At 68.5% G+C, this 24088-nt stretch carries 23 protein-coding genes; 10 read left to right on the top strand and 13 right to left on the bottom strand.

Annotated elements, in window-relative coordinates; translation table 11 throughout:
* Positions 1-6: 6 nt before the first annotated feature.
* On the bottom strand, positions 7-921 hold the full coding sequence (locus FOC84_RS07940) for an SDR family NAD(P)-dependent oxidoreductase (RefSeq protein ID WP_173143948.1): 915 nt from the start codon (positions 919-921) through the stop codon (positions 7-9).
* Between the two features lie 147 nt (positions 922-1068).
* Here FOC84_RS07940 and FOC84_RS07935 point away from each other — a divergent pair, with 147 nt between their 5' ends.
* Positions 1069-1968, top strand: a complete 900-nt coding sequence (locus FOC84_RS07935) for a LysR family transcriptional regulator (protein WP_173143947.1) — start codon at positions 1069-1071, stop codon at positions 1966-1968.
* A gap of 128 nt (positions 1969-2096) precedes the next feature.
* On the top strand, positions 2097-3092 hold the full coding sequence (locus tag FOC84_RS07930; protein ID WP_173143946.1) for a Bug family tripartite tricarboxylate transporter substrate binding protein: 996 nt from the start codon (positions 2097-2099) through the stop codon (positions 3090-3092).
* Here the strand turns inward: FOC84_RS07930 and FOC84_RS07925 are convergent.
* Genes FOC84_RS07925 through FOC84_RS07905 form a run of 5 tightly spaced genes read right to left on the bottom strand, consistent with a single transcriptional unit; the run spans position 3089 to position 8207 of the window.
* Positions 3089-4051 carry an NAD(P)H-dependent flavin oxidoreductase gene (locus FOC84_RS07925; RefSeq protein WP_173143945.1) on the bottom strand — a complete coding sequence of 321 codons (963 nt, stop codon included), beginning with the start codon at positions 4049-4051 and terminating at the stop codon, positions 3089-3091. The two genes, FOC84_RS07930 and FOC84_RS07925, sit on opposite strands and share 4 nt — an antisense overlap.
* Positions 4052-4070: 19 nt before the next feature.
* Entirely contained in the window at positions 4071-5045 is a 975-nt protein-coding gene (locus tag FOC84_RS07920; RefSeq protein WP_173143944.1) for a Bug family tripartite tricarboxylate transporter substrate binding protein, read from the bottom strand.
* Positions 5046-5101: 56 nt separating this feature from the next.
* Positions 5102-6622 (bottom strand): class I adenylate-forming enzyme family protein, encoded by a 1521-nt coding sequence (locus FOC84_RS07915; RefSeq protein ID WP_173150009.1) that lies wholly within the window; start codon positions 6620-6622, stop codon positions 5102-5104.
* Positions 6623-6633: 11 nt separating this feature from the next.
* Positions 6634-7806 carry a thiolase gene (locus tag FOC84_RS07910; RefSeq protein WP_173143943.1) on the bottom strand — a complete coding sequence of 391 codons (1173 nt, stop codon included), beginning with the start codon at positions 7804-7806 and terminating at the stop codon, positions 6634-6636.
* Positions 7803-8207, bottom strand: coding sequence for a Zn-ribbon domain-containing OB-fold protein (locus tag FOC84_RS07905; RefSeq protein ID WP_173143942.1), 405 nt, complete (start codon positions 8205-8207; stop codon positions 7803-7805). The genes FOC84_RS07910 and FOC84_RS07905 overlap by 4 nt, the downstream gene beginning before the upstream one ends.
* A gap of 196 nt (positions 8208-8403) precedes the next feature.
* On the opposite strand from FOC84_RS07905, the gene FOC84_RS07900 reads away from it, so the two are divergent.
* Genes FOC84_RS07900 through paaG form a run of 3 tightly spaced genes read left to right on the top strand, consistent with a single transcriptional unit; the run spans position 8404 to position 11559 of the window.
* Positions 8404-9594 (top strand): acyl-CoA dehydrogenase family protein, encoded by a 1191-nt coding sequence (locus FOC84_RS07900; RefSeq protein WP_173143941.1) that lies wholly within the window; start codon positions 8404-8406, stop codon positions 9592-9594.
* Between the two features lie 34 nt (positions 9595-9628).
* Positions 9629-10741 carry an acyl-CoA dehydrogenase family protein gene (locus FOC84_RS07895; RefSeq protein WP_173143940.1) on the top strand — a complete coding sequence of 371 codons (1113 nt, stop codon included), beginning with the start codon at positions 9629-9631 and terminating at the stop codon, positions 10739-10741.
* The gene (paaG, locus tag FOC84_RS07890; RefSeq protein ID WP_173143939.1) at positions 10738-11559 is read left to right on the top strand and encodes a 2-(1,2-epoxy-1,2-dihydrophenyl)acetyl-CoA isomerase PaaG; all 822 of its coding nucleotides are present in this window, start codon (positions 10738-10740) and stop codon (positions 11557-11559) included. The genes FOC84_RS07895 and paaG overlap by 4 nt, the downstream gene beginning before the upstream one ends.
* Positions 11560-11574: 15 nt before the next feature.
* On the opposite strand, the gene FOC84_RS07885 is transcribed toward paaG, so the two are convergent.
* On the bottom strand, positions 11575-12468 hold the full coding sequence (locus tag FOC84_RS07885) for a LysR substrate-binding domain-containing protein (protein ID WP_173143938.1): 894 nt from the start codon (positions 12466-12468) through the stop codon (positions 11575-11577).
* 150 nt (positions 12469-12618) lie between these two features.
* Here FOC84_RS07885 and FOC84_RS07880 point away from each other — a divergent pair, with 150 nt between their 5' ends.
* From FOC84_RS07880 to FOC84_RS07865, 4 genes are read left to right on the top strand one after another with little or no spacing between them, the layout of a single operon-like run.
* Positions 12619-13449 (top strand): FAS1-like dehydratase domain-containing protein, encoded by an 831-nt coding sequence (locus FOC84_RS07880; protein ID WP_173143937.1) that lies wholly within the window; start codon positions 12619-12621, stop codon positions 13447-13449.
* A complete protein-coding gene (locus tag FOC84_RS07875) occupies positions 13446-14639 on the top strand; it encodes a CaiB/BaiF CoA transferase family protein (protein WP_173143936.1) in 1194 nt (397 codons plus the stop codon). The genes FOC84_RS07880 and FOC84_RS07875 overlap by 4 nt, the downstream gene beginning before the upstream one ends.
* The gene (locus FOC84_RS07870; protein ID WP_173143935.1) at positions 14636-15469 is read left to right on the top strand and encodes an HpcH/HpaI aldolase/citrate lyase family protein; all 834 of its coding nucleotides are present in this window, start codon (positions 14636-14638) and stop codon (positions 15467-15469) included. Before FOC84_RS07875 ends, FOC84_RS07870 begins: the two co-directional genes overlap by 4 nt.
* Positions 15470-15501: 32 nt before the next feature.
* Positions 15502-16398, top strand: coding sequence for a sugar kinase (locus FOC84_RS07865; RefSeq protein WP_173143934.1), 897 nt, complete (start codon positions 15502-15504; stop codon positions 16396-16398).
* Positions 16399-16402: 4 nt separating this feature from the next.
* Here the strand turns inward: FOC84_RS07865 and FOC84_RS07860 are convergent, their stop codons facing one another.
* From FOC84_RS07860 to hda, 4 genes are read right to left on the bottom strand one after another with little or no spacing between them, the layout of a single operon-like run.
* The gene (locus FOC84_RS07860) at positions 16403-16891 is read right to left on the bottom strand and encodes a 2-amino-4-hydroxy-6-hydroxymethyldihydropteridine diphosphokinase (RefSeq protein WP_173143933.1); all 489 of its coding nucleotides are present in this window, start codon (positions 16889-16891) and stop codon (positions 16403-16405) included.
* Positions 16892-16894: 3 nt separating this feature from the next.
* Positions 16895-18256, bottom strand: coding sequence for a polynucleotide adenylyltransferase PcnB (gene pcnB, locus FOC84_RS07855; RefSeq protein WP_173143932.1), 1362 nt, complete (start codon positions 18254-18256; stop codon positions 16895-16897).
* A complete protein-coding gene (locus tag FOC84_RS07850; RefSeq protein WP_088138506.1) occupies positions 18257-18955 on the bottom strand; it encodes an HAD family hydrolase in 699 nt (232 codons plus the stop codon).
* Positions 18952-19653 (bottom strand): DnaA regulatory inactivator Hda, encoded by a 702-nt coding sequence (hda, locus tag FOC84_RS07845; RefSeq protein WP_173143931.1) that lies wholly within the window; start codon positions 19651-19653, stop codon positions 18952-18954. The genes FOC84_RS07850 and hda overlap by 4 nt, the downstream gene beginning before the upstream one ends.
* A 367-nt stretch (positions 19654-20020) precedes the next feature.
* On the opposite strand from hda, the gene purM reads away from it, so the two are divergent.
* The gene (gene purM / locus FOC84_RS07840; RefSeq protein ID WP_088138504.1) at positions 20021-21070 is read left to right on the top strand and encodes a phosphoribosylformylglycinamidine cyclo-ligase; all 1050 of its coding nucleotides are present in this window, start codon (positions 20021-20023) and stop codon (positions 21068-21070) included.
* Positions 21071-21131: 61 nt separating this feature from the next.
* Here purM and miaA read toward each other — a convergent pair whose 3' ends face one another.
* Both miaA and mutL read right to left on the bottom strand, forming a co-directional pair.
* Positions 21132-22100: a tRNA (adenosine(37)-N6)-dimethylallyltransferase MiaA gene (gene miaA, locus FOC84_RS07835; protein WP_173143930.1), complete on the bottom strand. Its 969-nt coding sequence runs from the start codon at positions 22098-22100 to the stop codon at positions 21132-21134.
* Positions 22101-22102: 2 nt separating this feature from the next.
* A complete protein-coding gene (mutL, locus tag FOC84_RS07830; RefSeq protein ID WP_173143929.1) occupies positions 22103-24058 on the bottom strand; it encodes a DNA mismatch repair endonuclease MutL in 1956 nt (651 codons plus the stop codon).
* Positions 24059-24088 lie beyond the last annotated feature (30 nt).

Raw genomic sequence — 24088 nt, 5'->3', positions numbered from 1 at the left:
GCGGCCTCAGATGGGGTCCCAGTCGATCACGTCGGGCGAGCGCTCCAACGCGTAGAAGTGCTTGCGCATGGCGGGCACGGCGATCTCGGCGATGCGCTCGGGCGTCCAGCCTTCGCCGTGGTGCACGGTTCGCAGCGGGCGCGGCTGGCTCATCAGCATGATCTCGTTGGCGCGCACCGCGAAGATCTGCGCGGTGACCTCGCTGGCGGCATCGCTGGCCAGGTAGACGGCCATGGGCGCGACCTTGCCGGCTTCCATCTTCTTCAGCTTTTCGACGCGGGCCTTTTCTTCGTCGGTTTCGGCGGGGATGGAGCTGGTCATGCGGCTCCACGCGAACGGCGCGATGCAATTGGAGCGCACGTTGTAGCGCGCCATGTCCAGCGCGATGGATTTCGATAGGGCCACGATGCCCAGCTTGGCCGCGGCGTAGTTGGCCTGGCCAAAATTTCCGATCAGTCCGGACGTGGAGGTCATGTGCACGAACGCGCCGGACTCCTGTTCGCGGAAGTAAGGCGCGGCCGCGCGGCTCATGAAGAACGTGCCGTTCAGGTGCACGCCCAGCACCTGGCTCCATTCCTCTTCGCTCATCTTGTGGAAAACCCGGTCGCGCAGATTGCCGGCGTTGTTGACCACGGCGTCGATGCGGCCGAAGGCGTCGATCGCCGTCTGCACGCAGCGGCTGGCGCTGTCGTAGGCGGCCACGCTGTCGGTGTTGGCAACGGCCTGGCCGCCCGCCGCGATGATCTCCTTGACGACCGCCTGGGCCGGGCCATCCGCGCCGCCTTCGCCCGTGAGCGATACGCCGATGTCGTTCACGACCACCTTGGCGCCGGCCTGCGCCATGGCCAGCGCAATGCTGCGGCCGATGCCGCCGCCCGCGCCGGTAACGATCACTACTTTTCCGGAAACCATGCCGCTCATTGAAGTTGACTCCTGTGCTGCGGCGCGCGCCGCGTGGAAAACAGTACCGCATCAAACGCTATGGTTTGAGGGGATGCACCATGGTAGATTCGACGAGGCATGCGAAGAATTCAAAATTAGATATGCCCCCCTTCTGCGTGGTGGAACATGAGACACGACTTGACCGACCTGCGTTTGTTTCTGAACGTGGGGGAAACACTCAATCTGACCCGGGCTGCGGAGCGCACATTCCTGTCCTTGCCGGCGGCAAGCGCGCGGGTGAAGAACATGGAAGAGGCCTTCAAGGCCCGGCTGCTGGTGCGCATGGCCACGGGCGTGGCGCTGACGCCGGCGGGCGAGGTGCTGCTCAAGCATGCCAACGCCGTATTCCGCCAGCTGGAATGCCTTAACGCGGACCTGCAGCCCTACGCCAGCGGCCTGAAGGGGCGCCTGCGCCTGCTGGCCAACACCACGGCCACCAATTCCTTCCTGGCCGACGCGCTGTCCACGTTTCTTGCGGAAAACCCTGACGTGGACGTGGAGCTGGAAGAAAAAATATCTGGCGATATCGTCATTGCCATACGCGCAGGTCAGGGAGACCTGGGGCTGGTGGCGGGCAATATCGACGTGTCGGGCCTGGATGTCACGCCGCTGTTCCGCGACGAACTCACCGTGGTCACTTCGCTCGACCACCCCCTGGCGGCATCGGAGTCCGCGCATTTCGCCGACTTGGTGGATGCTTACCAGTTCGTCGGGATTCATCCCGACAGCGCCATCCAGACCTTCCTGGAAGACATCGCCAGCGGCCTGGGCAAGCGCATCTGCCAACGCGTGCACGTGGGCAGCTTCGAAGCGGTGTGCCGGATGGTGGAGGCGGGCGCGGGGATCGCCGTGGTGCCGCGCGCCTGCGCCGCGCGCTACAGCCGTCCGGACGCGCTGCACGTGCTCAAGCTGGACGATCCCTGGGCCTTGCGCGACCGCCTGCTGTGCCGCCAGCGCGGCCGCGACCTGCCCAGTTTCGCGGAATGCTTCATCGAACACGTGCAGCGCGCGGCGCGCGGTCTGTAGCGCGTCCCGAAGAGGGGCTTTTGCAAATATGTAGCGGCGGTTCCATCGGTTCGGAAAATAATAAAAAAGGCGTCAGGCAGCAGTCCTAGAGCTTGGCCGCCCATAAAACCGAGAACCAGGAGACTGCCGTGACCGATCTACTACGCCGCCGTGCCATGGCGGGGCTGGGCGCCGCATGCGCCGCCGCCGCGCTGCCCGCGCTGTTCCCCTCGCTTGCCCGCGCTGCCGCCTGGCCAGCGCATGCCGTTAACTTCATCGTGCCGTTCCCCGCCGGTGGACCCGTGGATACGACCGCGCGCTTCACCACGCAGCCCTTGGGCCAGATGTGGTCGGTGCCCACGGTGGTGGACAACAAGTCGGGTGCTGGTGGCATCGTGGGTGCGCAGTTCGCGGCCAAGTCCGAGCCCGACGGCTACAACTATTTCTTCGCGTCCATCCACCATGCGGTGCTGCCCAGCCTGCGCGGCAATCTGAGCTACGACATTACGCGGGACTTCGTGCCGGTCGGCATGGCGGCGGTGTTCCCCATCGTGCTGGTGGTGAACGCGACGCTACCGGTGAATTCGGTGAGCGAACTGATCGCCTATGCCAAGGCCAATCCGGGCAAGCTGTCGTTCAGTTCGTCGGGCACGGGCGGCGGCACGCACCTGGCGGGTGAACTGTTCAACGCCATGGCCGGCGTGCGCATCCAGCACGTGCCCTACCGCGGCAGCGCGCCTGCCATGCAGGACCTGCTGGGCGGCCAGGTGCAGGTGATGTTTGCCGACGGGCCGTCCGCGGTGCCGCATCTGAAGGGCGGCAAGGTGCGCGCGTTGGGCGTGGGCAATCCCACGCGTTCCAGCATGCTGCCCGATGTTCCGACCATCGCCGAGTCCGGCCTGCCGGGCTACGAGGCCTACTCATGGAGCGGCGTGATGGCGCCCAAAGGCACGCCGCCCGAGATCGTGAAGCGCGTGAATGCGGACCTGGTGAAGGTGCTGTCGGATCAGGCCACTGTTCAGAGCATGATCGCAGCGGGCGCCGAGCCCAAGCCCGGCACGCCCGAACAGTTCGGCGAGTTCGTGCGCGATGAAATCGCGAAATGGCGCGACGTCATCAAGACGGCCAACATCAAGCTGGACTAAAGCCGGCGCAGCGCGTCGCGCGCGGCGCGGTACTCGGATTCCAACTGATCCACCAGCATCGCGGCGGGCAGGATTTCCTGCGCCGCGCCCACTCCCTGGCCCGCGCTCCACACATCCTTCCAGGCCTTGGGCCGCGAGCTCTTGTCCATGTTTGCGGGCGGAACCACGCCGTTCCTGGCGAGTTCCAGCGGGTCCAGGCCCGCCGCCTGGATGCTGGCCGACAGGTAGTTCGCGGGCACGCCCGAGAAGTAGGGCGTGTAGGTCACGTCCGCCGCCTGCGCCTGCAGCACCATTTCGCGATAGGCGTCACCGGCCAGCGATTCCTGCGTGGCGATGAAGCGCGTGCCCATGTAGGCGAAGTCGCAGCCCAGCACTTGCGCGGCCAGGATGTCCTTGCCGTGGCTGATGCAGCCGGACAACGCCAGCGGGCCGTCGTAGAAGGCGCGGATCTCGTTGATCAGCGCGAATGGACTGATCTGCCCCGCATGGCCGCCCGCGCCTGCCGCCACCAGGATCAGGCCGTCGACGCCGGCGTCCAGCGCGCGCTTGGCGTGCCGCACGTTGGTGACGTCATGGAATACCAGCCCGCCGTAGCCATGCGCGGCGGCGACCACGGCTTCGGGCGCATGCAGCGAGGTGATGATGAGCGGCACGCGCCGCTCGGCGCAGATGGCCAGATCGCCTTGCCAGCGCGGATTGCTGGGGTGGACGATCAGGTTGACGCCGTAGGGTGCGATCGTGGCGTCTGGCGCGGCCTGGCGTTTCGCGGCCAGGCCGTGTTCGATGCGCGTGAGCCAGTCGTGCAGCTGTTCCTGCGGACGGGCGTTGAGCGAGGGGAAGGTGCCGATGATCCCCGCCGCGCATTGCGCCACCACCAGGTCCGGTCCGGAGACCAGGAACATGGGGGCGCCGATGACGGGCAGGCGGGTCTGGGCGTGCAGCGCGAGCGGGGGATTCATCAGGATGCTCCGGTGGTACTCAATTGGCCTGGATGTTGGCGCTTTGGATGACGTCTGACCACAGGGCGTATTCACGGTCGATGCGCGATTGCAGCGCCCGGGCGTCGCCGGTGTTGATGGTGTAGCCGCCGTCGGTCATGGCCTGACGGAAGGCGGGATCGCTGGAGACTTCGTTCAGCGCGCGGGTCAGGCGGGCCGCCACGGCATCGGGCAGTTTCTTCGGACCCACCAGCGCGTACCAGCCCACCACCTCATAGTCCTTCATGCCGGCCTCGACCATGGTGGGGACGTCGGGCAGTTCAGGGTTGCGGGTCTTGGAGGTGACCGCCAGGGCGCGGGCGCGGCCGCTCTTGACGAAGGGGATGGCGGTGCTGGTGATGTCGAACATGAAGGTGATCTTGCCGCTGATCACATCGACCATGGCGGGCGAGTTGCCGCGGTAGGGCACATGCAGCATGGGCACGCCCGCCTGCTTTTTCAGCAGCTCGGCCGACAGGTGGTTGGATGCGCCGATGCCGGCGGAGCCGAACGACACGGCATCGGGATGGGCGCGGGCGTAGCTCACCAGTTCGCTGACGTTTTTCGCGGGAATCTGCGGACCGATCAGCAAGACGTTGGCGTAGTCCACCACCAGCCCGATCAGCGAGAAGTCCTTGCGCGGGTCGAACAGCGTGCTGCGCTGGACCAGCGGCGACATGGTCAGCGTGGGGCTGGCGGCGAAGCCCAGCATATAGCCGTCCGGCGAGGCCTTGGCGGTGGCGTCCGAGGCGATCATGCCGCTGGCGCCGGCGCGGTTCTCCACCACCACGGACTGGCCCAGCTTGTCGCCCAGGTACTTGGCGAACACGCGGGCGGTGGTGTCCACGGGGCCGCCGGGGGCATAGCCCACCAGCAGCCGGATGGGGCGTTCGGGATAGGCGTCGGCCCAGGCGTTTGACGCCGTGGCGAGCGCCGCCGCGGCGGTGGCCGCGGCTAGCAGGGTCTTGATGTTCACGCTGTAGTCTCCTTGTGGTTGAGTGGCGGGTCGTGCAGCGGAACAGCGAGCCGCGGCTACGCCAGCCTTTCTTTCAGCGGCTGCTTGAGGATCTTGCCGCTGACGGTGGTGGGAATGGTTTCGATGGGGATGATCCGCGCGGGCCGCTTGTACGGCGCCAGCTGCGCGCGCAGATGCAGCATCAGCAGGTTGGTGTCCACCGTGGCGCCGGGCAGGGGCTCGACGAAGGCGATGACTTCTTCGTTCTGGTCGGCGGTGGCGCGGCCGACCACGGCCGACAGGCGCACGCCGGGGAAGGCATTGATGACGGATTCGACTTCCAGCGGATAGACGTTGAAGCCGGAGCGGATGATCAGGTCCTTGGAGCGCCCTGCGATGTACAGCGCGCCCTGCTCGTCGACATAGCCGATGTCGCCGGTATTGAGCCAGCCGCCGGGCAGCAGCGCCTGCGCGGTCTGTTCGGGGCTGCGGTAGTAGCCCAGCATGACGCCCGGGCCGCGGATCAGGATGTCGCCGCGTTCGCCGGGCGCGGGCGCGCCGTTGTCGGGGTTGCCGATGCGCAGCTCCACGCCTTCGACCGCGTGTCCGGCCGAGCAGTCGTCGCGCGGCGCGTCGATGCGGGTGACGAACATGGAGCCCGCATACTCGGTGATGCCGTAGCCGTGGTGCATGGCGACGCCGAAATAGCGCTCGGCGTCGCGCTTGAGCGTGGGATCCAGCGCGGCGCCGCCCGTGTACAGATAGCGCAGGGCAGGCGCCCGCAGCTCCGCGCGCGGCGGCGCCAGGGCCATCATGCGGCTGAACATGGTGGGTACGCCCTGCAGGATGCTGACGCCCGGATGGGCCAGGGCCTTGAAGGCGTCGGCGGCGTCGAAGCGGCTGCGCAGCACCAGGCTGGCGCCGGCGTGCACCGTGGTCATCAGCACCGTGGCGATGCCGAAGATGTGCGACATGGGCAGCGCGGCGTAGCCGATATCCTGCGGCGTCAGGCGGCGCGAGGCCGCGGATACGCGCGCGAAATGCAGCAGGCCGCGATGCGGCACCAGGACGCCCTTGGGCGCGCCCGTGGTGCCGGACGTGTAGATCACGGTGGCGACCGCGGCGGCTGAATCACCGGTCTCGGCTTGCGTTGGACTGTCCGCCCGCGCCGCCTGTACGCCCGGCCCCCAGACGTCGGGATCGGCGTCGGTCGCGCCGGCATGCTCGGCGTGGGACGCGGCGGCGGCCGAGATGCCGCTGGTGTAGAGCAGCAGTTCGGGTTGCGCATGGAGGCGGATGGCGTCGATCTCGCGCGTGGACAGGCGCGCATTCACACCCACCGGCCAAGCCCCGGCCACGCCGCAGGCAAACAGCGCCGCGATCATGGCTGCGCAGTTTTCACCCGCGATCAGCACGCGGTGTCCGGGGCGCACGCCTTGTTGCTCCAACCACGCGGCCGCGGCCTGCACGCGCCGCCAGAACTGCGCGTAGCTCAATTTGCCGCCGCCTTCCTCGTGCAGGAAGGTGGCGTCGGGCCGCTGGCCGGCTTGCTGCGCCAGCAGTTGATGGATGCGGGTAAGAGGGGCTGCCGAGGACATGGTTGCGTCGATCAAAGCGTGGCCTGGGTGCCCAGGATTGCGGTGGATTGGCTGGATAGGGTGCCGCCGTTGCCGTGCACCAGGGCCAGATGCGCATCGGCAATCTGACGCACGCCACATTCGCGGCGCAGCTGCCGGACGGCCTCGATCATGATGAAGACGCCGTACATGCCGGGGTGCACGCAGCACAGCCCGCCGCCGTTGGTGTTGACCGGCAGCGTGCCACCCGGGGCGATGGCGCCGTTGGCGATGAAGTCCTTGCTTTCGCCCTTGGCGCAGAAGCCCAGGTCTTCCAGGAACAGCAGGGTGTTGATGGTGAAGGCGTCGTACAGCTCCACCACGTCGATGTCCCTGGGCGTCACGCCGGCCATGGCGAACGCGCGCTTGCCGGATTCGGCGGCGGCGGTCACGGTCAGGTCTTCCATGGACGATATCTGGCGGTTCCAGACCGCGGTGGCGTTGCCCAGCACGTAGACCGGAGGGCGCGGCAGGTCGCGGGCGCGCTCGGCGCGCACCAGCACGTAGGCGCCGGCGCCATCGGTGACCAGGCAGCAATCGCGCACGCTCAGGGGATCGGACACCATGCGGGCCGAGAGGATCTGGTCCAGCGTGGCGGGTTCGCGCAATTGCGCTTCGGGATTCAGCTGGGCCCATTGGTTGGCGGCCAGCGCCACCTGCGCCAGGTGCTCGCGGCGCGTGCCGTACTGGTGCATGTGGCGCGCGGCCGCCAGCGCGTAGGACGACAGGGGGCTCAGCGGCTCGTAGGGCGTTTCGTAGGGCTGCGGATCGAATTGCTTGCGCACCCGGCCGATCTCGGCGCGGCTCAAGGTAGAAGTGCGCTGCGTGCTGCCGTAGCAGACCAGCACCGCATTGCACTGGCCGGAGGCCAGCGCGTGCAGCGCCGGCAGCAGGTGCGCGACGAAGCTGGAACCACCCAGCATGGTGCTGTCGATAAAGCTGGGACGTATGCCCAGGTGTTCGATGACCGGCATGGCCCACATCGGCGCGGCCACGCTGGCGGTGCAGATGCCGTCGATGTCGCGCATGGTGAGGCCGGCGTCCGCCACCGCGCGCTGCGCGGCCTGCACCAGGATTTCCATTTCGGTGTAGCCCGCGGCCTGGCCCAGGCCCGCGTGGCCCACGCCGGCCACCGCCACGGCGCCGCGCAGATCGTTCAGCGTCATGGCGCCTCCTTGTTGGGGACGAAGACCAGAAGGCCGCGGCCGTCCTGCCGCGCCACCTGCGCGCGCACCGCCATGCCGATATGCACGGCGTCGGGGGCCAGGCCTTCCACGCGGCTCATCAGCCTGACGCCTTCCCGCAGGTCGATCAGCGCCACGTTGTAATCGCCGCCTGCCTCGGGCTTGCGGCGCACCACGGTGGTGGAATAGACCTCTCCGCGCCCGTCGGGCGCGGTCCAGGCAAGTTTGTCGGCGCCGCAATGCGGGCAGATCATGCGGGGATAGAACACCGCGCGGTCGCAGCCGGCGCAATGCTGGATGAGGAAGCGGCCTTGGTCCAGCGCCTGCCGGTACTGCGCCTCGGCGCCTAGGGGCGCGGCGGCCTGGTGATCGGGAACGGTCATGATGCCTACGGGTTCCAGTGGATGACGCTTGCAAGTGTCGGCACTGGCGGCGGGTTCGGCCATTCTTCATTGCTGAAGCTGGCCTTCCGCCGGCCCGTAGTGGGGCGCCCTATGTCCTGCGCGAAGCCCGTCTTCGGAAGAGGCAGATTGTCCGGCGTGCCGGGCCGTGGCTAGATACCGGAAAAGGAGCCCGACCATGAATCTGACCTGGACGCCGCAGGAGCGGCTATTCCGCGAAGAAGTGCGCGCCTTCGCCACGGACAAGCTGCCGCAGGACATACGTGACAAGGTGCTGCGGCACCAGAGGCTGGAGCGCGACGACTACGTGCGCTGGCACAACATCCTGGCCGACCAGGGCTGGGGCGCGCCGAACTGGCCCGTCGAACATGGCGGCACAGGCTGGAACGCATTGCAGCGGCTGATCTTCGAGGTGGAGTGCTTCAAGGCCGGCGCGCCGCGCCTGTTGCCCTTCGGCTTGTCCATGATCGGTCCGGTCCTGATGAAGTACGGCAGCGCCGAGCAGCAGGCGCGCCTGCTGCCGCGCATCCTCCGTGTGGAAGACTGGTGGTGCCAGGGCTATTCCGAACCGGGTTCGGGGTCCGACCTGGCCTCGCTCTCGACCCGCGCGGTGCGCGATGGCAACGAATACGTCGTCAACGGCCAGAAGACCTGGACCACGCTGGCCCAGTACGCCGACTGGATGTTCTGCCTGGTCCGCACCGACCCCGAGGCCCGCGCCCAGCGCGGCATCTCGATGCTGCTGCTGGACATGCGTACGCCGGGCGTGACCGTGCGGCCCATCCGCACGCTGGACGGCGGGCACGACGTGAACGAAGTCTGGTTGGAAAACGTGCGCGTGCCCGTGGCCAACCTGGTGGGCGTGGAGAACCAGGGCTGGACCTATGCCAAGTACTTGCTGGGCCACGAGCGCACCGGCATTGCCGGCCTGGGCCATTGCCACCGCGAGCTGGGCGTGCTCAAGCACATGGCCGCGCAGGCGCAGTCCCGGGGCAAGCCCCTGCTGGCGGACAGCCGGTACCGTGACCGCATTTCGCGCATCGAGGTGGACATCATGGCGCTGGAAATGCTGCTGCTGCGCGTGGCCTCCAGCAATGACGGCACGCCGGGGCCGGAAGCGTCGGTGCTGAAGATCCGCGGCTCCGAGATCCAGCAGGATCTGGCGATGTTGCAGATGGAGGTGGCGGGGCCGGACGCCTGGCCCTATGACCCCGATTGGCTGCAGGCAGACCAGGGATACAGCGGTCCGGGGCCTGAACTTGCGGCCGCGGCCGGCGCGGGCTATGCCGACATGCGCAAGACCTCGATCTACGGCGGCACCACCGAAGTGCAGAAGGGCATCATCGCCCGCCTGGTGCTGGGCCTGTAGCCCGGCCTCGCGCAATCCGACAGGAAGACGACGCATGGATTTCATCTATACCGAAGAACAACGCATGCTGGCCGACAGCTTGCGGCGCCTGGTGGACCAGGAATGGACGCACCCGCGCCGCCGCGCCCGGCAGGCCGCGGGCAAGCTGGATGCCGATGCCTGGGCCGCTCTGGCCGAATTGGGCGTGCTGGGCCTGACCATCCCGCAGGATTTCGGCGGTTTTGGCGAAGTGCCCGCCAGCCTGCTGCCCGTGCACGTGGAGCTGGGACGCGGACTGGTGTCCGAGCCGGTCATCCCCAGCGCGGTCATGGGCGCCGCGCTGATCGAGGCTTGCGGCGGCGAGGCGCCGGGCCTGTGGCTGCCGGCCATCGCCTCGGGCGACGCCATCGTCAGTGTGGCCTACCAGGAACCTGGCCGCCGCTACGACGCCGATCCGCGCGATTGCCGCGCCAGCAGGACGGCCGAAGGCTGGCGGCTGGAGGGCGTCAAGCATCTGGTCTGGCATGGCGCGGCGGCCACGGCCTGGCTGGTCAGCGCGCGCGGCGATGAGGGCCAGACGCTGTTGCTGGCAGTGCCGGCCGATACGGCGGGGCTGCGGATCACCGATACGCCCACGCTGGACGGCGCGCGCTGCGCCCGGTTGGACCTGGACGCGGTCAGCCTGCCGCCCGAGGCCTTGCTGGCCGAAGGCGCCGCCGCCGACCAGGCCCTGGCGCAGTCCTTGCAGTGGGGCACGGCCGCGCTCTGCGCGCATGCCGCCGGCGCGATGGAGCGGCTGCTGGAGATCACCGTCGACTACCTGAAGGCGCGCAAGCAGTTCGGCCAGCCGCTGGCTTCGTTCCAGGCCTTGCAGCATCGCCTGGCGGAGATGCTGGTGGCCAAGGAGTTGGCCTTGTCCATGGCCTATGTGGCGGTGGCCGGCCTGTCCGAAACCGACGCCGCGCAGCGCCGCCGCATGATCGCCTCGGCCAAGCTGGAAGCCGCGCGCGCCGGACGCCTGGTGGCGCAACTGGCGGTGCAGCTGCATGGCGGCATGGGCATGACCGACGAGCTGGACGTGGGCGACTACTTCAAGCGGCTGACTGTCGTCGACCAGCTGCTGGGCGATACGGCCGAACAACTGGCCGTGCTGGAGGAACTGGCATGAGCGCGGCGGCGGCGACCCAGGCCGATGGCGGCTACACCCAGATCCGCTTCACGCTGGAGCGGGGCGTGGGCCTCATCACGCTGAACCGGCCGGACCGGCTGAACAGCTTCACGGAAGTCATGCACGCCGAGCTGGCGCGGGCGCTGGACGCCATGGAGGCCGACAGCAGCCTGCGCGGGCTGATCATCACCGGCGCGGGGCGGGGCTTTTGCGCGGGCCAGGATCTCGGCGAGCGCAAGCCCGCCGAAGACGGCGCGCGCCGCGACCTGAGCCTGATCCTGGAGCAATGCTACAGGCCGCTGATCACTCGGCTGCGTGCGTTGCCGGTGCCGGTGGTGTGCGTGATGAACGGCGTCGCGGCCGGCGCGGGCGCCAGCCTGGCGCTGGCTTGCGACGTGGTGTTCGCGGTGGAGTCGGCGCGCTTCATCCAGGCCTTCAGCAAGATAGGCCTGCTGCCGGACGCCGGCGGCACCTGGTTTCTGCCGCGGCTGGTGGGTTCCGCCCGGGCCATGGGCGCCGCGCTGTTCGGTGAAGCGCTCAGCGCCAGGCAGGCGGAAGCGTGGGGGCTGATCTGGCGCGTGGTGCCGGACGAGGCGCTGGCGGACACGCTGGCCGAAGTCGCCGATACGCTGGCGGCGGGTCCTACCCGCGCGTATGGGGCCACCAAGGCCGCGCTGCACGCGTCCAGCGGCAATACGCTGGCGCAGCAGTTCGACCTGGAGTGCCGCTTGCAGCGTGAACTCGGCTATACCGATGATTACCTGGAAGGCATGCGGGCGTTCGCGCAGAAGCGCCCGCCGGCATTCACCGGTACCTGAGCGGGCGGTGCGCCGTCAGGGCGTCCGCGTCGCCTGGATCTGTTGGATGAGTTCGCGCGCGCAGCCTGGCAGGGCGTCGATGTCGCGCACCAGCAGCTTGCGTTCGCGCACCACCCAGGGCTCGTCCAGCTCGACTACGCGCAGCTTCATGTCGGCGCCATAGCGCCGCGCCGCGGAGTCGGGGATGACGCCGATGCCCACGCCCGCCTGCACCATCCGGCAGATGGAATCGAAGCTGTAGAGCTGGATGCGCTGGGGCAGGCGCTGGCCGACCTGTTCCAGCTGGTCGCGCAGGAAGGCGACCAGGGTGGAGCCTTCGTGCATGGTGATGAAGGGATAGCGCACCGCCTCGGCCAGCTTGATCTTTTCCTGGTCTTGCAGCGGATGGCCGTTGGGCACCACCAGCACCAGCTTGTCGGTGCTGAAGTGGATGGTCTGCAATTCGGGCGCGTCCACCGGACCGGCCACGATGCCCAGGTCGGTGGTGCCGTCCAGCACGCCGCGCACGATGTCGCGGGTCAGGCGTTCCTGCAGGTCCACCGTGACGCCGGGGTGGCCGGACAGGAACTGCGCCAGGATGTCCGGCATGAATTCCGTGACCGCCGTGGTGTTGGCGAAGATGCGGATGTGGCCGGCGTCGCCGTCGGCCTGCTCCTGGAAGTCATGTTTCAGGTGGTCCACCTGGCGCATGATGACCCGCGCGTGCTGCAACAGCTTCTGGCCCGCGGGCGTGATTTCCACGCCGCGGCTGTCGCGGTACAGCAGGCGGGTGCCGAGCTGGTTCTCCAGCGCCTTGATGCGCACGCTGACGGCCGCCAGGGACAGGTGCGCCCGCTTGGCAGCCTGGGTCAGGCTGGGGGATTCGGCGATGTGGATGAACAGGCGTAGGTCGGCGAGGTCGAAGTGCATGGCCCATATATTACGGCGCGAGGTGGCGGGCTGGGAGGCGGGCGCCCGATTCAGGCGCCGCAAACCCCTCCTTGAGCAAAAACGAATTCACAAGCGGGACGGCTTGCGGGCATGCTTCAGGCTGTAAAAACCCCAGCAGAGGATATCGGCATGACATCTACAGATCCGGCCGCGTGGATCGGCAGCGGCGAACGCAAGGCGGACGCCATGGACCCGGGCCACGCCGCGCGCATCGCGGCTACCCTGGGCGGCCCCGCGCCGGCGCAGGGCGATGCCTTGCCGCCGCTGTGGCAATGGGCGTTTTTCATTTCCACGGTGGACATGGACGGGCTGGGGACGGATGGCCATCCGGCGCGCGGCGGCTTCCTGCCGCCGGCCCAGGACCGCAATCGCATGTGGGCCGGCGGCCGGGTCGAATTCCGCCGGCCGCTGAGGGTCGGCGTGCCGGCTGAGCGCGAATCCACCGTGATCGACGTCAAGGAAAAGACGGGGCGCACCGGCGCGCTGCTGTTCGTGACCGTGCGCCACGAGTTCCGCCAGGAAGGCGAAGTCGCCATCCACGAAGAGCAGGACATCGTCTACCGCCAGCCGACCCCGCCCAAGCTCACGGGCAGCGAACCCGCGCCGCAGGCGCAGTGGCGCGATACCGTCGAGCCGTCGCCGGTGCTGCTGTTCCGCTATTCGGCGGTGACCTTCAACGGCCACCGCATCCATTACGACCATCCCTACGTGACCGGCACCGAGGGCTACCCCGGGCTGGTGGTGCACGGTCCGCTCATCGCCACGGAGATGGTCGCCGCCTTTACCCGCGCCCATCCGCAGGCGCGCCTGACCCATCTGTCGTATCGCGGCCTGCGGCCGCTGATCGCGCCCACCCCCTTCCAGGTGGCTGGCCGCTTGACCGAGCCGGGCGTGGCCCAGCTCTGGGCCGAGCAGGACGGCACGCTGGCCCACCAAGCCGAACTGAGGTTTACCGAATGAGCATAGAGGCCCCCCGTCCCCTGGACGGCATCACCGTCGTCAGCCTGGAACACGCCATCGCCGCGCCGTTCTGCACCCGCCAGCTGGCGGACATGGGCGCACGCGTCATCAAGATCGAGCGCCCCGGCGGCGGAGATTTTGCCCGCGGCTACGACGAGCGCGTGCGCGGCCTGTCCTCGCATTTCGTCTGGACCAACCGGTCGAAGGAAAGCCTGACGCTGGACCTCAAGCGCGAGGAGGCGGGCGGCATCATGGAACGCCTGCTGGAAACGGCCGACGTGCTGGTGCAGAACCTGGCGCCCGGCGCCGCCGCGCGTCTGGGCCTGTCTTTTGATGCCCTGCACAAGAAGTACCCGCGACTGATCGTCTGCGACATCTCGGGCTACGGCGAAGGCGGGCCCTATCAGGACAAGAAGGCCTACGACCTGCTGATCCAGAGCGAAAGCGGCTTCCTGTCGGTGACCGGCACCAAGGACGATCCGGTCAAGGCCGGCTGCTCCATCGCCGACATCGCCGCCGGCATGTACGCCTATTCGGCCATCCTGAACGCCTTGCTGCTGCGGCAGAAGACAGGCCTGGGCAGCCGCCTGGACGTCTCCATGCTGGAGAGCATGGTGGAGTGGATGGGCTTCCCCATGTACTACGCCTTCGACGGCGCCACGCCGCCAGCGCGGGCGGGCGCGGCCCATGCGTCCATCTATCCCTACGGCCCGTTCCCCGTGGCCGGCGGCGCCACCATCATGCTGGGCCTGCAGAACGAGCGCGAATGGCGCGTGTTCTGCGCCCAGGTGCTGCGCCAGGCCGAACTCGCGGAAGACCCGCGCTTCATCTCCAATTCGCTGCGCACCGCCAACCGCGACGACCTGCGCGCGCTGATCGTGGCCGCCTTCGCCGACCTGTCCATCGAGCAGGTGACGCAGCGGCTGGAGGACGCGCAGATCGCCAATGCGCGCGTCAACGACATGGCCGGCGTCTGGGCGCACCCGCAGCTGCAGGCCCGCGGCCGCTGGAGCCAGGTGGACAGCCCCGCTGGCGTTCTGCCTGCGCTGCTGCCCCCGGCCAGCAGCAACGCTTTTGCCCCGCGCATGGCGGCGGTGCCCGCGGTGGGCCAAAACACCGATGCGGTGCTAGCATCATTGGGATACGCGCCCGATAAGGTGGCGCAGTTCCATGTATCGGAGGTCGTGTGACGCATCCCGTTGTCCGTAGCGCGCTGTTTGTGCCGGCGTCACGTCCCGAGCGCATACCCAAGGCGCTGGCGGCCGGCGCCGACGCCGTCATCGTCGATCTGGAAGACGCGGTGGAGCATCTGGCCAAGGCGTCCGCCCGGGAAGCGCTGTGCGATTTCCTGGGGACGCATCCCGGCGCGCGGCTGTGGGTGCGGATCAACGATGCCTCCACCTCCTGGCATGACGACGACCTGAAGGCCTGCCGCGGCAAGCCAGGGGTGGCCGGCGTGCTGCTGCCCAAGGCCGAGAGCCTGGCGCAGGTGCGCCATGTGGTCCAGGCGGGCCTGCGGGTGATTCCCATCCTGGAAACCGCCCAGGGCATGCTCAACGCCGCCGAGGTCGCCGCCACGCCCGGCGTGGAGCGCCTGGCGTTCGGCAGCCTGGACTATGGCCTGGACATGGGGTTGACGCCCGATACGCCGGGTGCGCAAACCGTGCTGGACCAGGCGCGCGTGCAGGTGCTGCTGCACAGCCGTGCCGCCGGACTGGCGCCCGCGCTGGACGGCGTGTTTCCGGGCGTGCAGGACCAGGCCGGGCTGGCGCATGCCGCCGGCCGCGCGCAGCAGATGGGTTTTGGCGGCATGCTGTGCATCCATCCCACGCAGGTCCCGGTGATCCATGCGGCCTTCGTGCCCGCGGCGCAAGAGCTGGCATGGGCGCGCCGCGTCATCGCCACGCACCGCGACACCGCGGCCGGCACCTTCATGCTGGACGGCAAGATGGTCGACGCGCCCGTCATCGCGCGAGCCCGGCTGGTACTGGCCCAGGCGGGCGAAACCACCGGCTTCTAGGCCGGTTCCGTTCACTACTTTCCGGCAGGTCTATGGGCGAAGCGCTCTTCATTGGACACACCTATATCGACGTCACCGTGCTGGCGGACGAGTGGCCCACGGGCGATGAGAAAAGCGTGGCGCGCGACTACGCCGTGTCCTTCGGCGGCAATGCGGTGACAGCCGCGTTCGCCTGCGCGCGGCTGGGCACGCCGCCAGACCTGATCTGCTCGCTGGCATCGGACTGGCTGGGCCATATGTACACGGACATGGCGGCGGCGCACGGGGTGTCCCTGCATGCGCGCAAGGTGGGCCGTTCGTCCCTGTCCTTCATCATGCCCAATCACGGCAAGCGCGCCATCGTACGTGCGCGCGACGTGGACTACCTGAACGACTTTCCGCGGCTGGACATCGGCGGCTACCGCGCCCTGCACCTGGACGGCCATCAACCCGACGCCGCCCTGCATTACGCGCAGGCCTGCCGGCAGGCGGGCGTGCTGACTTCGCTGGACGGCGGCGGCGTGCGCGAGAACACTGATGAGCTGCTGCGCCACATCGACGTGGCGGTCTGCGCGGAGCGCATGTGCGAGCAGCTGGGGCTGGCTCCGGAGAGCCTGCTGGAATTGCTGAAGGCGCGCGGCTGCCGCATCGGCGCGGTCACCATGGGCGAGCGCGGCATGCTCTGGTACGACGAGTCGGGAACGGTGGATGTCCTGCCTTCGTTGGATGTGCCGGCGTCCCGCATCGTCGATACCTCGGGCGCCGGGGACGTGTTCCATGGCGCCTACGTCTGGTCCTATCTGAATCGTCCGGACCTGCCTTGGGTGGAACATTTCACGTTCGCGCGCGCGGCTTCGGCGCACAAGATCCAGCATCTGGGCAATGAAGCGGGCCTGCCGCAGGTCGAGGACGTGGAGCGCGCGATGATGGCCTACGCGCCCAAGGAGTGAGCGCCTAGCTGGCGATGCGCGCTATCGGCTGGCCGTGGATCGCGGCTATCCAGTCGCCGATGGGCTTGCCTTGCAGCGTCAGGGCGGGAGCCAGGTCGCGCAGGGGCAGCAGCACGAAGGCGCGCAGGTGCATGCGGGGGTGGGGCAGCGCCAGCCGCTCATGGTCCAGCACGGTGTCGCCGTACAGCAGCATGTCCAGGTCCAGTGTGCGCGGCGCGTTCTTGTAGGGACGTTCGCGGCCATGCAGGTTTTCCAGCGCCTGCAGCGCATCCAGCAGGGCCAGCGGGGCGAGCTGCGTGTCCAGCGCCGCCACCGCGTTGACGAAGTCCGGGCCGGCGGCTTCCACCGGCGCACTGCGGTAGAACGGCGAGGCCGTTACCGCCACGATGCCATCGATTCCCCGCAGTTCCGCCAGAACACGGCGCAGCGTGGCTGCGCCGTCGCCCAGATTGGCGCCCAGGCCGATGTAGGCGCGCACGGGAGAGGGAAGCATGGCTTAGTCGGCGCTGGGCGTGCCGCGCGAGGGCGAACGGCGCGGGCGGCGGCGCTTGCGCGGGGCGGCGGGCGCGTCGCCGGCCTCGCGCGGCTGGCGGGCCACCTCTTCGATCATCTCGCCGCGGCTGACGTCGTCGGCGTTGGCCAGGTCCATCCACCATTGCGCCAGCACGCTGTCGAACTCGCCGGCGGCGGCGCGCAGCTGCAGGAAGTCGCAGGCGGCGCGGAAGCGCGGCTGTTCGATCATGCGGTAGATGGTCTTGCCCATGCGGCGCTCGAAGCGCGGCTGCATGAACCAGATCTCGCGCATGTCCGACGAGAAGCGGCGCTGGATGGCGAGCTTTTCGGTTTGTTCGTCCAGCACCGAGTCGGCGGCCTGCGACAGCGCGGGGATGGTGTGTTCGCCCTGGGCGCGCAGTTGCTTCCAGCGCGCTTCCACCTGCTGCCACAGCAGTGCGGCGAACAGGAAGCTGGGGCTGATGGTCTTGCCCGAGCGCACGCGCGCATCGGTGCGTTCCAGCGCCAGTTCCACGAAATGCTCGCCGCCGGGCTGTTCCAGCACCACGTCCAGCAGGGGCAGCAGGCCCTTGTGCAGGCCGTCGGCGCGCAGCTGGCGCAGGCAGTCCATGGCATGGCCGCAGGTCAGCAGCTTGAGCATTTCATCGAACAGGCGCGAGGCCGGCACGTTTTCGATGAGCTCGGCCATGGTGCTGATGGGCTGGCGCGTGGCCGGGTCTATGGTGCCGTTGAGCTTGGCGGCGAAGCGCACGGCGCGCAGCATGCGCACCGGATCTTCGCGGTAGCGCTTGGCCGGGTCGCCGATGATGCGGACCTGGCGCTTTTTCAGGTCGGCCACGCCGTTGTGGAAGTCGATGACTTCCTCGTTGTGCGGGTCGTAATAGAGCGCATTCATGGTGAAGTCGCGGCGCGCCGCGTCTTCTTCGTGCGAGCCGAACACGTTGTCGCGCAGGATGCGGCCGTGTTCGTCGGTCTCCTGGTCTTCCGAGGCGGGGGCGCGGAAGGTGGAGGTTTCGATGATTTCCTGGCCGAAGACCACGTGCACCAGCTGGAAGCGGCGGCCGATGATGCGGGCGCGGCGGAACAGCGGACGGATCTGTTCGGGCGTGGCGTTGGTGGCCACGTCGAAGTCCTTGGGCTCCAGGCCCACGATCAGGTCGCGCACGGCGCCGCCGACGATGTAGGCGTCATAGCCATGCTGGCGCAACACCTCGCAGACCTTGATCGCGTGGCGCGATACGTTGCGGCGGTCGATGCCGTGCTTGTCGCGCGCGATGCGCAACGGCCCCCGGGGTGCCGGCGCGAACAGTCGGCCGACGAATTTTTTTATGGTTTCAGTGATCATTTAGGACTTCGAATCTTCCATGTGGTCGAACAAGTCGATCACTTGCCAGCCGCGTTCCTGGGCGATGCCGCGCAGGGTGGGGCTGGGGTTGGCTGCGATCGGGCGGGTCACTTTCTCGAGCAGGGGCACATCGTTGACCGAATCGCTATAGAAAAACGATTCCGAGAAATCCGCAAGCCCCAATCCCATGCCGGCCAGCCAATCGTTGACACGCACCACCTTGCCTTCCTTGAAGCTGGGCGTGCCCAGGATGCGGCCGGTGTAGCGGCCGCGCAGGTATTCCGCGTCGGTGGCCACGAGGTGGGGCACGCCGAAGGCGCGCGCGATGGGGGCGGTGACGAAGCTGTTGGTGGCCGTGACCACCGCGCACAGGTCGCCGGCTTCCAGGTGCGATTGCACCAGGTCGCGCGCGGCGGGCGTCATGGACGGGCGGATCACTTCTTCCATGAAGTCCTCGTGCCAGGCCGCCAGGTCGTAGGGCGTGTGCGCGGCCAGCAGGCCGAGCATGAACTCGGCGGCTTGCTCGGCGGTGAGTTCGCCGCGGTTGTAGCGATCCATCAGATCGTCGTTCTGGCGGCGGGCTTCGGCGGGATCCCCGGCGCGGCCGGTGCGCGCCAGATAGTCGGCCCATTGGTAGTCGCTATCCAGCGGCAACAGGGTGTGATCCAGGTCGAACAGGGCGAGACGTCGGGAGGTCATGTGCGTTGTGAATCAGGGTCTGCGAGCATGGCCCGCAACAGAGGCAGGGTGATGGGACGGCCAGTGGCCAGGGAATAACGGTCCAGCGCGTCGATCAGTTCCGCCAGCTTGCGGATATCGCGCTCGTGGTGCGTGAGCATCCAGTTGATGATTTCGGGCGCCAGGTGCATGCCGCGCTCGGCCGCCTGGGCCGACAAAGCGGCCAGCTTGTCGGCGTCGGAGAGCGGGTCCAGGCGGAACACCAGGTCCCAGCCCAGGCGCGTGCGCAGGTCCTCGCGCAGCGGCATCGACAGCGGCGCGCGGTCGCCGGCCAGCGCCAGCGCGAAGGCGCGCCCGGTGGCGGCGGATTCGCGCCAGCGGTTGTAGAGCGCGAACAGGGCGGCCTGGCGGCTGTCGTTCATGCGGTGAACGTCGTCGACCGCCACGAACTTGGGCATGGGCGACTTGGAATCGGCTTCGGCCAGGCGGCGCAGCATGTTCTCGCCATTGGAGGCGTCGATGTAGACGGCGTCGGGGCGGGCGGTCAGCGCGCGCAGCAGATGGCTGCGGCCGCAGCCGGCGGCGCCCCAGATGTACAGGGCGCGGCCCGGAAGCAGCGCACGCACGGCCGCCAGCGCTTCCCCGTTGGGGCCGGCGATATAGTTGTTCAGCGATGGCGCTGGCGCGGGGAGAACGTCGAGCAGCAGCTGGCGGTTCATGGGAGCTTACAGGGTGCCGAAACGAGGCGGGTAGTACAGGTCAATACAGCTATGGATCAATGCGGCCGGTCAAAACTGGCCTGCCCGGGTTTTGGTCGCCAGAAACTGGCAAAATCAATACCGGCCAACCCTACACTTTAAACCACCTGGGGCCAAGGTGTCGCGTGCAAGGCCCTGAATTGGCTTGGGTTTGCACCGATCCGGCCCTCTTTGCCGCGCCCTGGCCCGGCGCACCGGGTCCGTCCCTGTCCGAACCGCTTTCGCGGCGCCGTGGCGGGGAGGATCCCTGCTTGCGCCCGCAACATCGTAAAATGCAGGGCGTTCCACCAAAATCCCAGCAATTGTTACATACCCCACGGCATTTCTCATGACGAATCAACCTACCGCCCCTCTGACCTACCGCGATGCCGGTGTCGACATCGACGCAGGCGACGCCCTGGTCGACCGTATCAAACCGCTTGCGGCGCGCACCATGCGCCCCGGGGTGCTGGCCGGTATCGGCGGCTTTGGCGGCCTGTTCGAAGTGCCGAAGTCGTACAAGGAACCCGTGCTGGTCTCGGGCACCGACGGCGTGGGCACCAAGCTGCGCCTGGCGTTCGACTGGAACCGCCATGACACCGTGGGTATCGACCTGGTCGCCATGAGCGTCAACGACATCCTGGTGCAGGGCGCGGAACCGCTGTTTTTCCTGGATTATTTCGGCTGCGGCAAGCTGTCGGTGGATACGGCGGCGGCCGTGGTGGGCGGCATCGCCAAGGGCTGCGAGCTGTCGGGTTGCGCGCTGATCGGCGGTGAAACCGCGGAAATGCCGGGCATGTACCCGGACGGCGAGTACGACCTGGCCGGTTTCGCGGTGGGCGCGGTGGAAAAGTCCGCCATCATCACCGGCCAGTCGATCAAGACCGGCGACGTGGTGCTGGGCCTGGCTTCCAGCGGCGCGCACTCCAACGGCTATTCGCTGCTGCGCAAGATCCTTGAACGCGCCAATGCCAAGCCCGACGACGATTTCCACGGCCAGCCGCTGGTCGACGTGGTCATGGCGCCGACGCGCATCTATGTGAAGCAGGTGCTGGCCGCGCTGGCCAAGCACGGCGCCAGCATCAAGGGCCTGGCCCACATCACGGGCGGCGGCCTGCTGGACAACGTGCCGCGCATCCTGCAGCCCGGCCTGTCGGCCCAACTGCACCGCGCCAACTGGGAAATGCCCAAGCTGTTCCAGTGGCTGCAACAGCAAGGCCAGGTCGAAGACACCGAGATGTACCGCGTCTTCAACTGCGGCATCGGCATGGTGCTGGTGGTGGATCCGGCGCAGGCCGAAGCCATCGCCGCCACGCTGCGCGAGCAGGGCGAGACCGTCAGCACGCTGGGCGAAATCGTCGAGCAGAAGGAAGGCATGGCGCAGACCTTCGTGGTGTAAGCCCGGCTGTCCACAACGAAAAACCGCGCCACGGCGCGGTTTTTTTGTGCCCGGCGCCTGGTTAGGCGCGTCCCGCCAGGGCGACGGCCATCGCGTCTATGGTCTGCGCCACGGCATCCGCGGCCAGGCAGTCCACGATGACGCGTTCGGGCTGCGCGCGCAGCCAGGTGATCTGGCGCTTGGCCAGCTGGCGGGTGGCGGCGATGCCCTGTTCGCGGGCGGTGGCCAGGTCGACCTCGCCGTCCAGGTGCGCCCACATCTGCCGGTAGCCCACGCAACGGACAGAGGGCAGGCCGGTGTGCAGGTCGCCCCGGGCGCGCAGAGTGCGGACCTCGTCGAGCAGCCCTTTGGCCAGCATGGCGTCGAAGCGCTGCTCGATGCGGGCATGCAGGGCGGCGCGGTCGGAGGGCTCCAGGCTGATGGTGAGGTACTGATTGCCCGTGTCGTCGCGCGGCCGCTGGCCGCGCAGCAGCAGGGCGGACATGGGCTGGCCGGACAGCATGCAGATCTCCAGCGCGCGCTGGATGCGTTGACTGTCGTTGGGCGCCAGGCGAGCGGCGGTGACGGGATCCCGTTGCGCCAGCTCGGCGTGCAGCGCGGGCCAGCCCTGGATGGCGGCGCGCGCTTCCAGCTCGGCGCGCAGCGCCGGATCGGCCTGGGGCAGATCGTCCAGGCCATCGCGCAGCGCCTTGTAGTACATCATGGTGCCGCCCGCCAGCAGCGGGATGCGCCCGCGCGCGCGGATCTCGTCTATCAGGCGCAGCGCGTCGGCCACGAAGTCGGCGGCGGAATACGACTGGCTGGGATCGAGGATGTCCAGCAGATGCTGCGGCACCTGCGCCTGTTCCTCGGGCGAGGGCTTGGCCGTGCCGATGTCCATGCCGCGATAGATCGTGGCCGAATCGACGTTGACGATTTCCAGCGGCCAGCGTTCGGCCAGCGCCAGGGTGGAGGCGCTCTTGCCGGCCGCGGTGGGGCCGGCCAGGCAGATGACCGGCGGCGCCGCGTTGGGGGGGGCGGACGGCGACAAGCTTATTGCCCGCGCAGGAAGAGCTTGTCCAGGTCGGACACCGACCACTGGATCCAGGTGGGACGGCCGTGATTGCACTGGTCGGCGCGTTCGGTGGCTTCCATCTGGCGCAGCAGCCCGTTCATTTCTTCGATGGTCAGCTTGCGGTTGGCGCGCACGGAGCCGTGGCAGGCCATGGTGGACAGCAGTTCGTTGCGCTGTTCCGTCAGCAGGCGCGAAACGCCCACGGCGCCGAGGTCGCGCAGCACGGCGCGGGCCAGCGTCTCGATGTCGCCGCGGGCCAGGATGGCCGGCACGGAGCGTACGGCGATCGAGGTGGGGCCGGACGGACGCATTTCGAAGCCGAGTTCGTTCAGCTGCTCTTGGTATTCCTCGACCAGCGCCACGTCCTTTTCCTGGGCATGGAACACCACGGGCACCAGCAGGTCCTGGCGCGGCAGGCTGCGCGCGTCCAGGGCCTGCTTGAGCTGCTCGTAGACCACCCGTTCATGGGCGGCATGCATGTCCACCAGCACGATGCCGCGGCGGGTCTGCGCCAGGATGTAGATGCCGTGCAGCTGCGCCAGCGCCATGCCCAGCGGATGTTCCTCGTCCGCGGGCAGGGCGGCGGCGGGAGCGGGCTCGCGCAGCGGCGCCGTCTTGGCGGCCGAGTCGTCATCGAGCGGACGGTAGAGCGATTGCCAGTCGGCGGCCGGGATGCCCGCGGGTTCGGCGTGCAGGCGGAACGGGACCTGGGTATGCGGGCGCTGAGGTGCGGGCGAAGGGCGCAAGCCGTAGGACGGCGATGCGTTGCCGCCGCTGTAGCCGGGCCGGGGCGTATCCATCATCACTGGCCGGGGGCTGGTGGCGGGTGCATGGGGCTCGGCCTGCGGATTAGCGCCGGCCGCGGCGGCGGCGGGGCGGGCCACGGTTTCGAAGCCCGCGTCGTCCGCGTCATCGGCTTGCGCAGCCGGCGTCACCGCCGACGCGCCGCCGGTCTGCGCCAGCGTCTGGCCGACCGCATGCGAGACGAAGCGATGCACCGCGCCGCTGTCGCGGAAGCGGACCTCGTGCTTGGCCGGATGCACGTTCACGTCCACGGCGGCCGGGTCGATGTCCAGGAACAGCACGTAGGCGGGCTGACGGTCGCCGTGCAGCACGTCCGCGTAGGCGGCGCGCAGGGCGTGGCTGACGGTGCGGTCGCGCACGTAACGGCCGTTCACGTAGAGATACTGGCGGTCGGCGCGGGCGCGCGCCGCGGTGGGGCGCGTGATCATGCCCGCCAGGCTGACCGTGCCGACCGAGTGCGACAGCAGCAGGCCGTGCTCGGCGAATTCCGCGCCCAGCACGTCGCGAATGCGCTGCGGCGGTTCGGCGGGCAGCCATTGGCGCTGCGCGCGGTCATGGTGGAACAGGCGGAAGGCGATCTGCGGATGCGCCAGCGCGATGCGCTCCATGGCGTCGACGCAATGGCCGAACTCGGTGGCTTCGGAGCGCAGGAACTTGCGGCGGGCCGGCACCGCGTCGAACAGCTGGCGCACGTCCACCGTGGTGCCCGGTGGGCCGGAGGCGGGGCTGACCTGCATGCTGCCGGCATCGATCTGCCAGGCGTGCTCGCCGTCGCGGGTGCGGGAAATGATGGTGACCTGGGCCACGGAGGCGATGGAGGCCAGGGCTTCGCCGCGGAACCCCATGGACGCCACCGACTCCAGCTCGTTCAGGGAGCGGATCTTGCTGGTGGCGTGGCGCGCCAGCGCCAGCGGCAGCTCCTCGGGTGGGATGCCGCCGCCGTCATCGGTCACGGCGATGCGGCGTATGCCGCCGCCTTCCAGGCGCACTTCGATGGCGCGTCCGCCCGCGTCGATGGCGTTTTCAAGGATTTCCTTGAGCACGGACGCTGGCCGCTCGATCACCTCGCCGGCGGCGATCTGGCTGATCAGCAGGTCGGGAAGCGCAAGAATGGAGCGGCGTTCGGTCATGTGGCTGGCGTTCAGGTATGGCTATGTGGA

Source organism: Achromobacter pestifer (assembly GCF_013267355.1).
In the GTDB taxonomy this organism is placed as follows: Bacteria; Pseudomonadota; Gammaproteobacteria; order Burkholderiales; family Burkholderiaceae_B; genus Achromobacter; species Achromobacter pestifer_A.
This window is presented reverse-complemented; position numbering and strand designations above follow the sequence as displayed.

Excerpts from the sequence above, each read along its gene's own strand:
- FOC84_RS07850 (WP_088138506.1), bottom strand. The coding sequence starts at position 18,955 with ATGACCTCCCGACGTCTCGCCCTGTTCGACCTGGATCACACCCTGTTG.
- FOC84_RS07885 (WP_173143938.1), bottom strand. The coding sequence starts at position 12,468 with ATGCACTTCGACCTCGCCGACCTACGCCTGTTCATCCACATCGCCGAA.
- FOC84_RS07865 (WP_173143934.1), top strand. The coding sequence starts at position 15,502 with ATGGGCGAAGCGCTCTTCATTGGACACACCTATATCGACGTCACCGTG.
- FOC84_RS07925 (WP_173143945.1), bottom strand. The coding sequence starts at position 4,051 with ATGAATCCCCCGCTCGCGCTGCACGCCCAGACCCGCCTGCCCGTCATC.
- FOC84_RS07875 (WP_173143936.1), top strand. The coding sequence starts at position 13,446 with ATGAGCATAGAGGCCCCCCGTCCCCTGGACGGCATCACCGTCGTCAGC.
- FOC84_RS07910 (WP_173143943.1), bottom strand. The coding sequence starts at position 7,806 with ATGACGCTGAACGATCTGCGCGGCGCCGTGGCGGTGGCCGGCGTGGGC.
- hda (WP_173143931.1), bottom strand. The coding sequence starts at position 19,653 with ATGAACCGCCAGCTGCTGCTCGACGTTCTCCCCGCGCCAGCGCCATCG.
- mutL (WP_173143929.1), bottom strand. The coding sequence starts at position 24,058 with ATGACCGAACGCCGCTCCATTCTTGCGCTTCCCGACCTGCTGATCAGC.
- FOC84_RS07900 (WP_173143941.1), top strand. The coding sequence starts at position 8,404 with ATGAATCTGACCTGGACGCCGCAGGAGCGGCTATTCCGCGAAGAAGTG.
- FOC84_RS07880 (WP_173143937.1), top strand. The coding sequence starts at position 12,619 with ATGACATCTACAGATCCGGCCGCGTGGATCGGCAGCGGCGAACGCAAG.
- pcnB (WP_173143932.1), bottom strand. The coding sequence starts at position 18,256 with ATGATCACTGAAACCATAAAAAAATTCGTCGGCCGACTGTTCGCGCCG.
- paaG (WP_173143939.1), top strand. The coding sequence starts at position 10,738 with ATGAGCGCGGCGGCGGCGACCCAGGCCGATGGCGGCTACACCCAGATC.
- purM (WP_088138504.1), top strand. The coding sequence starts at position 20,021 with ATGACGAATCAACCTACCGCCCCTCTGACCTACCGCGATGCCGGTGTC.
- FOC84_RS07935 (WP_173143947.1), top strand. The coding sequence starts at position 1,069 with ATGAGACACGACTTGACCGACCTGCGTTTGTTTCTGAACGTGGGGGAA.
- FOC84_RS07895 (WP_173143940.1), top strand. The coding sequence starts at position 9,629 with ATGGATTTCATCTATACCGAAGAACAACGCATGCTGGCCGACAGCTTG.
- FOC84_RS07905 (WP_173143942.1), bottom strand. The coding sequence starts at position 8,207 with ATGACCGTTCCCGATCACCAGGCCGCCGCGCCCCTAGGCGCCGAGGCG.
- FOC84_RS07940 (WP_173143948.1), bottom strand. The coding sequence starts at position 921 with ATGAGCGGCATGGTTTCCGGAAAAGTAGTGATCGTTACCGGCGCGGGC.
- FOC84_RS07915 (WP_173150009.1), bottom strand. The coding sequence starts at position 6,622 with ATGTCCTCGGCAGCCCCTCTTACCCGCATCCATCAACTGCTGGCGCAG.
- FOC84_RS07860 (WP_173143933.1), bottom strand. The coding sequence starts at position 16,891 with ATGCTTCCCTCTCCCGTGCGCGCCTACATCGGCCTGGGCGCCAATCTG.